General features: G+C 67.9%; 11 protein-coding genes. All 11 read right to left on the minus strand.

The genetic code is table 11. From position 1 onward, the window contains the following. Positions 1 to 27: 27 nt before the first annotated feature. Positions 28 to 636 carry a hypothetical protein gene (locus DMC61_RS25890; RefSeq protein ID WP_125691977.1) on the minus strand — a complete coding sequence of 203 codons (609 nt, stop codon included), beginning with the start codon at positions 634 to 636 and terminating at the stop codon, positions 28 to 30. Then, on the minus strand, positions 633 to 1,136 hold the full coding sequence (locus DMC61_RS25895; protein ID WP_125691979.1) for a hypothetical protein: 504 nt from the start codon (positions 1,134 to 1,136) through the stop codon (positions 633 to 635). Before DMC61_RS25895 ends, DMC61_RS25890 begins: the two co-directional genes overlap by 4 nt. Beyond that, complete coding sequence (locus tag DMC61_RS25900) at positions 1,121 to 2,314, minus strand: MCE family protein (RefSeq protein ID WP_125691981.1); 1,194 nt, start codon at positions 2,312 to 2,314, stop codon at positions 1,121 to 1,123. Before DMC61_RS25900 ends, DMC61_RS25895 begins: the two co-directional genes overlap by 16 nt. Beyond that, complete coding sequence (locus DMC61_RS25905) at positions 2,314 to 3,369, minus strand: MCE family protein (protein ID WP_125691983.1); 1,056 nt, start codon at positions 3,367 to 3,369, stop codon at positions 2,314 to 2,316. The genes DMC61_RS25900 and DMC61_RS25905 overlap by 1 nt, the downstream gene beginning before the upstream one ends. Beyond that, positions 3,369 to 4,361 (minus strand): MCE family protein, encoded by a 993-nt coding sequence (locus tag DMC61_RS25910; RefSeq protein ID WP_125691985.1) that lies wholly within the window; start codon positions 4,359 to 4,361, stop codon positions 3,369 to 3,371. The genes DMC61_RS25905 and DMC61_RS25910 overlap by 1 nt, the downstream gene beginning before the upstream one ends. Then, positions 4,358 to 5,347: an MCE family protein gene (locus tag DMC61_RS25915; protein ID WP_199750107.1), complete on the minus strand. Its 990-nt coding sequence runs from the start codon at positions 5,345 to 5,347 to the stop codon at positions 4,358 to 4,360. Before DMC61_RS25915 ends, DMC61_RS25910 begins: the two co-directional genes overlap by 4 nt. Then, complete coding sequence (locus DMC61_RS25920) at positions 5,344 to 6,351, minus strand: MCE family protein (RefSeq protein WP_125691988.1); 1,008 nt, start codon at positions 6,349 to 6,351, stop codon at positions 5,344 to 5,346. The genes DMC61_RS25915 and DMC61_RS25920 overlap by 4 nt, the downstream gene beginning before the upstream one ends. Further along, complete coding sequence (locus DMC61_RS25925; RefSeq protein ID WP_125691990.1) at positions 6,348 to 7,613, minus strand: MCE family protein; 1,266 nt, start codon at positions 7,611 to 7,613, stop codon at positions 6,348 to 6,350. Before DMC61_RS25925 ends, DMC61_RS25920 begins: the two co-directional genes overlap by 4 nt. Next, positions 7,610 to 8,461, minus strand: a complete 852-nt coding sequence (locus DMC61_RS25930; protein ID WP_038509575.1) for an ABC transporter permease — start codon at positions 8,459 to 8,461, stop codon at positions 7,610 to 7,612. The genes DMC61_RS25925 and DMC61_RS25930 overlap by 4 nt, the downstream gene beginning before the upstream one ends. Beyond that, a complete protein-coding gene (locus DMC61_RS25935) occupies positions 8,461 to 9,255 on the minus strand; it encodes an ABC transporter permease (RefSeq protein WP_125691992.1) in 795 nt (264 codons plus the stop codon). Before DMC61_RS25935 ends, DMC61_RS25930 begins: the two co-directional genes overlap by 1 nt. 476 nt (positions 9,256 to 9,731) lie before the next feature. Further along, positions 9,732 to 10,727 (minus strand): LLM class flavin-dependent oxidoreductase, encoded by a 996-nt coding sequence (locus tag DMC61_RS25940; RefSeq protein ID WP_172843578.1) that lies wholly within the window; start codon positions 10,725 to 10,727, stop codon positions 9,732 to 9,734. Positions 10,728 to 10,904 lie beyond the last annotated feature (177 nt).

A 10,904-nucleotide genomic window follows, 5' to 3' on the forward strand; every position in this document is an offset into this window, starting at 1 on the left:
GTTTTCTCTCCTGGTTTACAAAGCGGATTACCTGGGGACGAGATCGGTGATGACCCAGTTGTCGCCTTCGCGTTCCGCGGTGATCGAAAGCTGTGCCGCGGCCGTCGTCGAAGAATTGTTGTCGGCCCGGACGGCCGCTTGATCGAGGAATACCAGCAGCCTCGCTTTACCGCCGCCGAGTTCTCCGACGGCGGATGAGGAGACCCGGGTGGTGAGGACCAGGTTCTGGGCCGGAGCCTTTTCCCTGACTTGGGCGAACAACCGGTTGTAGGACTCCAGTGCCTTTCCTCTGAGCACCGCGGCGGCCGCCTTTTCGGTGACGTCGGTCCGGTCGTAGGAATAGGAGAAGATCTTGTCGAGCGCCACCGTCACCGCGGAGTTCACCTCGGCCGTCGTGCCGACGTCGGTGAGCGCGGTGTTGGCCGCCGACGGCGTCGCCGAGACCGACCTCGCCTCCAGCGTGAACCACACCCCGGCCGCGACCAGCACGGCCGCCGCGACCAGCAGGATCAGTGACAGATCCGGTCGGCGGGACGGCTTCCCGGGGGCCTCTTCGGTGGTCTCTTCGGCCGGGGTCTCGGGCTCGGTTTCCGCAGCGACATCGGCGCCGGTCCCGGTGTCGGCCGTGGCGGTCATCGCGCACCCACCGGCAGCTGGTCGAGCGCGCTGAGCTTCCAGCCCTCGTCCGTCCTGGTCAGCCCGGCGGCGAAGCGGTTGCGTTTCGTCGTCGGCGCCGCGCCTTCCTTCGCCATCGTGATCTCCACCGATGCCAGCATCTTGGCCGTTCCCGCGTGGTCGTCGAGTTCGCTGATCGCCGCGTCGAGCACCTTGCCCGTCGAGACCGTCGCGTCCTTGGTGAGCGTCCGCCTCGTCGCGTCGTCGGCCTTGCCCAGCTGATCGCGCAGCGGACCGGTGGACGCGGCGAGCCAGTCGGCGATGCCCTGGTCGACGCGGTGATGGTCGAGGCTGGTCAGCCGGGCGACGAGTTCGCGTCCGGACTTCAGCGCTTCGTCACGCGTGTTCCCGTAGGACACGGCCTCGGAAGCCGTCGCGGTGAACCAGGTGTACCCGGCCCACCCCGCGAACGCGCAGGCCGCGGCGAACACCGCGATCGCGATCTTCAGTTTCGCAGCCACAACATCTCCTCGAGGCTGGTGGACGTCGGCTGGCCGTCGGCGCCGAAGCCGCCGGGGATCGCGGCGGGCGGGACGCCGCCCTTCGGCGCGTTCTGCGAGCCGCGGACCGAACTCGGGTTGCCCCGTTCGAGCGTGCACGCGGCACTCGTGTTGAACGGCAGCGGTGAGAGATCCGCGCTGTCGCGGATCTTCGTGCCCTCGTAGCCCTTGGTGCACGGCATCGGGTCGAAGAAGGTCAGGACCAGCCCGATCTTCCCGGACTGCTCGTCGACGGCCGCGTCGACCGCGGACACCGCCTTCGGGGTGTTGATCAGCAGCTGCCGGAGGCCGTCGGTGCGGGCCGAGAACACGTGTGACGTGGTGAGCAGGTTCGCCAGCAGGATCGGCAGGCCCGGCTCGTTGTCCTTCAGCAGCCCGGAGAGCTGCGTCGCCGCGTCGGGCGCCGTCGCGATCAGCCGCCGCAGGTCACCGTCCGAACGGGACAACTGCTCGGCGAACTGCTTGGCGTTGCCGCTGAACTGCCGCCAGGCCTGCGACGAGTCGACCTGCGTCTTCAGCACGGTCGAGCCGTCGGTGATCAGCTTCTCCGTCTGCGGCAGGTGATCCGACGCCTGTTTGGTGAAGTCGGTGGTGGAGTCCAGCAGCACCTGCAGGTTCGCGCCGGAACCGCGCAGGGCGTTGTCGAGTTCGTCGACCACGATCCGCAGATCCTCGGTCGGCACGGACGCGGTCAGCGAGTCCAGATCGGTCAGCAGATTCTGCACCGGCAGCGGCACGGTCGTCGCCTCGCGCGGGATGACCGAACCCTCGGCGAGGAACGGCCCGTCGCCGGTGCGGGGTTGCAGGTCGACGAACTGCTCGCCGACCGCGGACCGGTTCGCCACGACCGCCTTCGAGTTCGCGGGGATCGGCGGCGCGTCGTCGTCGATCAGCAGATCCGCATCCATCCCGCCGTCGGTGAGCCGCAGTTCGCCGACCCGGCCGACGGCGACGCCCCGGTAGGTCACCTCGCCGTTGGTGAACAGGCCCCCGCCGTCGGTCAGCGCGAGCTTCACGGTGTACCCGCCCGCCCCGAAGAGCCTGCCGAGCCCCGCGTAGTTCGCCCCGACGAACGCCGTCGTCGCCAGGGCGAGGATGACGAACGCGAGCACCTGGATCCGGACACGGGCGGTGAGCATCAGCTACCTCCGGAGGACGGCAGCGGCAGGGTCGGGAGCCCCGGCGGGACCCCTTCGCCGGGGGGAGGGAGTTCGACGCCCGGTGCGGGGATCATCGTGGCGTAGACGTTCAGGTAGTCGCCCTTGATCCCGTCGCGGACGGCGTCGGTGAACGGGAACGTCGGCAGGATCTCCAGCGACTTGGGCAGGCTCTCGCCGGCGTCGGCCAGCCGTTTCAGGATCGGCGCGAGCGCGGTGAGGTCCGCGACGAGATCGGCGCGGCTCTTCTTGATCACGTCGACGCCGACCCCCGAGAGCCGGTCCAGCGACTGCAGCATCGAGACGAGCTGGGTGCGCTGATCGGAGAGGCTCTGGAGGCCGGGGGTGAGATCGGTGAGCGCGCCTTCGACCTGCTTCTTCCGGTTCGCCAGCGTGGCCGAGAGGCGGTTGAGCCCGTCGAGCGCCGAGGTGATCTCGGAGCGGTGGGAGTCCAGGTTGGACACCAGCTGCTCCACAGTGGACAGGAACGAGCGGATCTCCTCCTCGTTTCCGTCCATCACCTTCGACAGTTCGCGGTTGATGGTCTGCAACTGGCCGATCCCGCCGCCGTTGAGCAGCAGGGACAGCGCGCCGAAGATCTCCTCGAACTCCGGGTTGCGGTTCGTGCTCGCGACGGGGATCACCCCGCCGTCGCCCAGCCTGCCCTCGGCCTTCGCGGCGCTCGGGGCGAGTTCGATGAACTTCTCGCCGAGCAGGCTGGACTGCCGCAGCCGCGCGATGGCGTTGGCGGGCAGCTGCACGTCGCCGTTGACCGCCAGCACGGTCTCGGCCGTCCAGCCGTCTTCGGCGAGCCTGATCGTCTCGACCCGGCCGACCGGGACGTCGCCGACCTTCACCGCGGCCTGCGGGACCAGATCGAGCACGTCGGCGAACTGCACGGTCACCCGGTACGGATGGTCCCCGATGTCCGCGCCGCCGGGCAGCGGCAGGTCGTAGACGCCCTTGAAGTCCGAAGAGCAGGCGGTGAGCGCGACACAGCACGCGGCGAGCGCGGCGATCGCCCGTTTCGTGGCCATCAGCGCCCCCCGGTGTAGGTGTCGCCGGCGACGGGCAGCGGGAGTGGGGCGTATTCGAGCATGTTGCCGCGGCTCTGCAGCTTGCCGGTCTTCGGGTCGACGGCTTCGAGCACGTTCGTCACCGCCAGCGGGATCGTGTCGAGGGTCTCGGCGAGCGCGGCGCGTTTGTCGACCAGTGTCCCGGTCGTCACCGCGAGCTTGTCCACATTGGACTTGATCAGCGCGCGGTTCTCCTTGATGAACTGCTGGATCTCCGCGAGCGCACTACCGAGGCCGTTGAGCGCGCGGGCGAGCTCGTCCTTGTTCGCGGCCAGTGTCCCGGTCACCGAGGCGAGCTGCTTGTTGACCTCGCTGACGTTGCGGTCGTTGGTCGCCAGCATCGAGGTGAACCGCTGCAGCTCGTCGACCGTGGCGAACAGGTTCTGCGAGTTCCCGGACAGGGTCCTGGCGAGGTCGGCGAAGTTGCGCACCGACTCGTTGAACGGTTTGCCGTTGCCCTGCAGGTTCTTCGCGCCGGTGCGCAGCAGCTCCGAAAGTGCGCCGTCGGCGTTCGCCCCCTTGGGGCCGAGCGCCTTGGCGAGGGTGTCGAGGCTGGAGTAGAGCTGGTCGAGTTCCACCGGGGTGCCGGTGCGCTCGACCGGGATCACCGCGCCGTCGTTCAGCCGGTTTCCCGCGCGGGTGAGCTTGGTGAACTGGACGTACCGGTCCGCCACCACGCTCGGCGCCACGACCAGGACGTTCGTGTCGGCGGCGATCGGTGCCGAGCCGTCGACGGTCAGCACGACCTTGACTCGCTCTCCTTCCGGGGCCACCGATTCCACCTGGCCGACCCGGACGCCGAGCACGCGCACGTCCGATCCACTGTAGACACCGACCGCACGTGAGAAGTACACGGTGACGCGGTCGAGCCCGCTGCCGGAGAAGATCCACCAGAGACCGCCGACGACGGCCAGCGCGAGCACGAGCGCGAGGGTGACGAATCTGCTGATCACCGGCCGCCTCCCGGGATCTTCGGGGTGCAGGGGTCCCGGTTCTCCGGGACGAGGCCGCAGAGGTAGCCGTCCACCCAGCGCCCGTTGCCGAGCGAGTTGTTCACCACGCGGAAGTACGGCGCGGCGAGGTCGAGGCTCTTGGCGAGATTGTCGTTCTGCCGCTGCAGGATGTCGGTCACCTCTCCGAGCTGTCTGAGCGCTCCGCCGAGCTGGTCCTTGTTGTCCTTCACCAGTCCCGAAAGCTGGGTGGCGAGCTGCTGCGAGCCGGTCAGCAGGTCGTGGATCGCCTGACGGCGGCGGTCCAGTTCGGTCAGCAGGAGGTTGCCGTTCGAGAGGAGCTTCGCGAAATCGTCGTTCGAGTTCGCGAGCGTGGTGGTGAGGCCGTGCGCGTTGGTCAGCAGGCTGGCGAGCTCGCTGTCCCTGGAGGACACGGTCTTCGACAGCGACGTCAGCCCTTCGAGCGCCTTCTTGATGTGCTCGGGCGAGTTCTTGAACGTGTCGGACAGCGTCGTGAAGCTCTCCGCGAGCTGATCGGTGTCGATCGCGCCCGCGGTGTCGGCCAGCCCGTTGAAGGCCTCGGTGACGTCGTAGGGCGTCACGGTCCTGGTACGCGGGATGATCTGCTTCGGGTTCTGCACCGTCTCGCCCGTCGGGCGCAGCGCGAGGAACTTCCGGCCCAGCAGGGTCTTGATCTTGATCTCGGCGGCGGTCTTGTCACCGACCCAGGCGTCCTTGACCCGGAAACTGACCACCACGTGGTCTTCGGCGAGCCGGACGTCGCTCACCTCGCCGACCTTGATCCCGGCGATGCGGACCTCGTCGTCCTGCTGCAGGCCCGCCGCTTCGGAGAATTCGGCCTGGTAGGTGGTCCCGGAGCCGATGATCGGCAGGTTCTCGTAGTTGAGCGTCGCGGTCAGCACCGCGGCCGCCACGGCACTGCCGACGAGACCGACGACGATCGGGTTCCGTTCCTTGAAGGGTTTCACGACGTGCACCTCTCCGCCGTCGCCGGGATCCCGCGGGGAGGCGTGGTCTTGAGGACGGCCGAGCACAGGTAGAAGTTCATCCACGATCCGTAGGAGCCGATCCGCCCCAGTTCGTTCAGCTTGCCGGGGAGGACGGTGAGGACGTTGTCGACTTCGGCCTTGGCCTCGTCGGTCGTCAGCTGACCGGAGAGCAGGCCCAGGCCTTCGATGCTGTCCTTGAGCGGCTTCCTGCCCTGGTCGAGCAGGCCGGCCGTGGCGGTGGTCAGTTCCGCGAGACCCGAGACGGCTTCCCCGATCTCGGTGCGGTCACCGGCGAGGCCGGTCACCAGCTCCTTCAGCGTGGAGACCAAAGTGGCCAGCGCGTCGCCCTTGCCGTTGATGCTCTTCAGCACCGTGTCGAGGTTCGTGATCACCTCGCCGATCACCTTGTCGCGGCCGGCGAGCGTGGTGGTCAGCGAACCGGTGTGCGCCAGCAGGCTTTCCACCGTGCCGCCTTCACCCTGCAGCACCTGGACGATCTCGCCGGAAAGCTGGTTGACGTCCTTGGGCGAGAGGGCCTGGAACAGCGGTTTGAAGCCGTTGAACAGTTCCGTGAGATCCAGCGCGGGTGTCGTGCGCTCCAGCGGGATCTCCGCGCCGGGCTCCAGGAGTTCGCGGGTGCCCTTGCCGCGTTCGAGTGCGATGTAGCGCTGGCCGACCATGTTGCGGTACTTGATCACCGCGGTGACGTCGGCGGGCAGCCTGCGCTGGGAGTCGAGGGAGAACTCGACGCGGGCCAGGCTGTGGTCGGCGATCTCCAGCGCTTCGATCTGGCCGACCCGCACCCCGGAGATCCGGACGTCGTCGCCGACGTTCAACGATGTCGCGTCGAGGAACTTGGCGCTGTAGTTCTTGGTGTCGCCGAGGCCGGTGTTCGTGATGGACACCGCCAGCAGCACCGTCGCCAGTGTCGTGACGACGACGAAGATCAGTCCCTTGATCAGGGGACTCACGAAATTCCTCATCGCAGGGTCACCTCCGTGCCCCGGTAGAGCGGGCCGACGAGCACGCTGCCCCAGGCGGGCACCTCGGCCGTCGGGACGCCCATGGACGGCGCGACCAGCGTGGAGATCAGCTCCCGCTCCTGCGGCGAGTTCGGCAGGCCGAGGTCGCCCTGCACACCCGGCAGCGCGGCGGTGTTCCCGTCGGTCGCCGCGATCCCTTGGCCGATCAGCCCGTTCGACGGATAGCAGCGTGGTTCACCGGTGGCGTTGTAGACCGGATCGTCCTTGCCGGGGACGTACTTGCCGCGAGGCTGGGTCACGACGATCTCCGCGTGCAGGCCGGGCTCGTCGGTTCCGGCGCCCAGCACCTTGTCCATCTGCGGCTTCAATTTGGCGAGCGCGTCGAGCGTGCAGGCGAAACTCGGCGAGTGCTTCGCGGCGACCTCGAGCGGCGCGCGGCTGTCGGCGGCGAGCGCGATGATGTTGGCGCGGTTGTTGGCGAGGAACGTCGTGACCTGCTGGGACGACGACGTCACCTGCTGGTACACCGACGCCAGCTCGGCCCGTTTCTCCTTGACCGTGTCGAGCGTGACGGCCGAGGCGCTCAGCGCGTCGAGCAGATCCGGCGCGATGTCGCCGTAGAGCTTCGAAACCGTGGCGAGGTCGCGGATGTTGTCGTTCAGCGCCGGGAGATTCGGGTTGAAATCCTTCAGATACGCGGCCGCCGTGGCGAGCGTGTCGCCGATCTGGTCGCCGCGGCCTTCCAGCGCGGTGGAGACCGTGGTCAGCGTCGTCGCGAGCTTCTGCGGCTGCACCGCCTTGAGCAGTGGCAACAGATTGTCGAAGACGCGCTCCAGCTCGATCGCGTTGGCCGAACGGTCCTGGGTGATCACGTCGCCCGAGCTCAAGGGATCGGCCTTCGATCCGTCCGGAATGGACAGTTGCACGTACCGCTCACCGAACAGCGTCTTCGGCACGAGCAGCGCGGACACGTTCTTCGGCAGCTGGGAAACCTTCCCCGGCTCCATGGCCAGGTCGATCTCCGCGCCGCCGGGCGTGGCACGGACGTCGCGGATCTCGCCGACCACCACGCCGCGCGCCTTGACCTGCCCGCCCGCGCGCAACTGGTTGCCGACGCGGTCCGCCTGCAGCGTCACCGGTACGGAGTCGACGAAATCCTTGCGGTAGATCTTGATCGACAGCAGCACGAGGGCGGACATCACCACGAGGAACAGCACCCCGGCCGTCCTGACCCCGGCTTTGCGCAGCCCGCGCCGGCTCATCCGGCCACCTGCACCGTCGTGGTCGCGCCCCAGATCGCGAGGCTGAGGAAGAAGTCCAGCACGCTGACCGCCACGATCGCGGTCCGTACACCACGTCCGACGGCGACGCCGACCCCCGCCGGGCCGCCGCTCGCGCGGAAGCCGTAGTAGCAGTGGGCGAGCACGATCACGACACTGAACACCAGCACCTTGCCGAACGACCAGAGCACGTCGCCGGGTGGCAGGAACAACAGGAAGTAGTGGTCGTAGGTGCCCGCGGACTGGCCGTAGAACCAGACGGTGATCTGGCGTGAGGCGAGATACGAGGTCAGCAGGCCGATCGCGTACAACGGGATGACCGCGAGGAAACCGGCGATGATCCGGGTGGTCACCAGGTACGGGACGCTGGGGATGCCCATCACTTCGAGCGCGTCGATCTCTTCGGAGATGCGCATCGCGCCCAGCTGCGCGGTGAACCCGCAGCCGACGGTCGCCGACAAGGCGAGCCCGGCCACGAGCGGCGCGATCTCGCGGGTGTTGAAGTACGCGGAGACGAACCCGGCGAACGCCGACGTGCCGACCTGGTTGAGCGCCGAGTACCCCTGGAGCCCGACGACCGTGCCGGTGAACACGGTCATCCCGATCATCACGCCGATCGTGCCGCCGATGACCGCGAGCGCTCCGCTGCCGAAACTGACCTCGGCCAGCAGGCGGGTGATCTCCCGGAGATAGCGGCGCACCGCGCGCGGCACCCAGGCGAGTGCCTTGAGGAAGAAGAGGATCTGGTCGCCGAGCGTGTCCAGGAACCCGAACCGGCGATCGACGGCTTCGCGGACCCGCGTCGCACGGGTGGGTGTCGTCGTGACCATCAGCTGCCCTTCGCCGGGACGAGCTGCAGGTAAAGCGTCGTCAGCACGAGGTTCAACAGGAACAGGAGGAGGAACGTGATGACCACGGATTGGTTCACCGCGTCACCGACGCCTTTCGGGCCGCCTTTCGGATTGAGCCCGCGATAAGAGGCGACGATCGCCGCGACGAAACCGAAGATGACCGCTTTGATCTCGCTGATCCAGAGGTCCGGAAGCTGCGCGAGCGCGGAGAAACTGGCCAGATACGCACCCGGTGTCCCGTTCTGCATGATGACGTTGAAGAAATAACCGCCGAGGACGCCGACCACGCTGACCATTCCGTTGAGGAATGCGGCGACCCCCATCGCGGCGAGCACGCGCGGCACGATCAGGCGCTGGATGGGAGAGACCCCGAGCACCTCCATCGCGTCGATCTCCTCGCGGATCGTGCGGGACCCGAGGTCCGCGCACATCGCCGAACCGCCCGCGCCCGCGATCAGCAACGCGGTCACGATCGGGCTGGCCTGCTGGATGATCGCCAGCACACTGGCCGCGCCGGTGAAGGATTGCGCGCCGATCTGCGCGGTCAGCGACCCGATGTGCAGCGCGATCACCGCGCCGAACGGGATCGCGACCAGCGCCGTCGGCAGGATCGACACACTCGCGATGAACCAGAACTGCTGGATCAGCTCGCGTGTCTGGAACGGCCGCCGGAAGGTCAGGCGGACGACGTCGAGGCCGAGCGAATAGAGCCTTCCGGTCTCCCGGATCGCACCCGCGCCGGGGAATGAGGGTGCGCCAGTCCGGACGCCCACGCCGACCCTCCCGTTTTCCGGGCACGGCGAATACACCCCAGCTTGCGCAATTCCTTTGCTCCGAATGGCGGAACGGAATCGTTGAATAGGATCAACGGGGTGTTACCGTGCTGTTTGCTACTGGTCGGTACGCTAATCACGCGCCTGCCTGGTGACAAGAACTTCGGTGTGATCAAGACGTCACGTCCTGGTAACCGGTGAATTCTTGTCTTTTTCTGACAAAGGCGGGCGGGGATCTTGTCGGTTCTTTCGTGTTCGGTGGGGCGTTGGTCCGTTCGGGGCGCGGGGTGGGTGAGGCCGGCCGATCGGTCGCGTGTCATGAAAGGGTCGTTCAGGACACCTTTCGTCCTGAACGACCCTTTCATGACACGCGCCGCGGTGCCGCCACGCGCAATGCCGCCTCCGGTCCTGCGCCGCGCCCCGGATGCCATGAACGGACCGTTCATGGCACCTGCGGCAGGCGAGACCGCCCGGCGTCAGCGCGCCAGTTCGGCGACCAGCTCGTACGACCGCACCCGATCCGCCTGGTCGTGCACCATCGTCGTGATCATCAGCTCGTCGGCCCCCGTATCCGCCAGCAAGGTCTCCAGTCCCTTGTGGACTGTCTCGGGCGAACCGATGACACTGCTCGAAGCCCGGTCCTCGATGAACACGCGCTCGATGTCGGTGTACGGATACGCCGCGGCCTCCTCCGGCGTCGGCAGCGGGATGGGGCGGCCCTTGCGCAGGCTCAGGAACGTCAGGCCGCTGGGGGCGGCGAGATACTGGGCGCGCTCGTCGGTTTCGGCGGCGACCACGGAGACGCCGAGCATCACGTACGGCTCGTCGAGGACGTCCGACGGTTTGAACGCGTCGCGGTAGAGCGCGACGGCCGGCAGCGTGTTCTCGGCGCTGAAGTGGTGCGCGAACGAGAACGGCAGGCCCAGTTCGCCCGCCATCCGCGCGCTGAAGCCGCTCGATCCGAGCAGCCACACCGGCGGCTTGTTGCCCTCGGCGGTCACGGCGTTGACGGCGCGCTGGTCGGAGTGTTCGAAGTAGGCCAGCAGCTCCGCGAACTGCTGCGGGAAGTTCTCCGCGCTGAGCCCGCCCGGGCCGCGCAGCGCGAGCGCGGTCCGCTGGTCGGTGCCCGGCGCGCGCCCGATGCCGAGGTCGATCCGGCCGGGGTGGAACGCCTCCAGGGTGCCGAATTGCTCGGCCACCACCAGCGGCGCGTGGTTCGGCAGCATGACCCCGCCGGAGCCGACCCGGATACGTTCGGTGGCGGCCGCGACCTGGCCGATCATCACGGCGGTCGCCGAACTCGCGATACCGGGCATGTTGTGGTGCTCGGCGAGCCAGTACCGGTGATAGCCGAGGGCCTCGGTCCGGCGGGCGAGGTCGAGGGTGTTGCGCAGCGAATCCGCCACACCGCCTCCGGCCACGACGGGCGAGAGGTCGAGCACGGACAGCGGGATGTCAGGCAAAGAGGTCACGCCCCGGTACAACGCGCCGGGCCCTCGATCCCTTCCCGCGCCTGTCGATCGATCGAAATTAACCGCCCCGATGTAGCCGGTACTCGGCGGAGTTCCCCCGTTTCCACGGTACGGTTGCCCCCGAATGCGAGAGTGGGAAAACCACTGAAAAGAAAGGATTGAGAGTGCCGCGTCCGG

The sequence above is a fragment of the Amycolatopsis sp. WAC 04169 genome, from assembly GCF_003947535.1.
Lineage (GTDB): Bacteria > Actinomycetota > Actinomycetes > Mycobacteriales > Pseudonocardiaceae > Amycolatopsis > Amycolatopsis keratiniphila.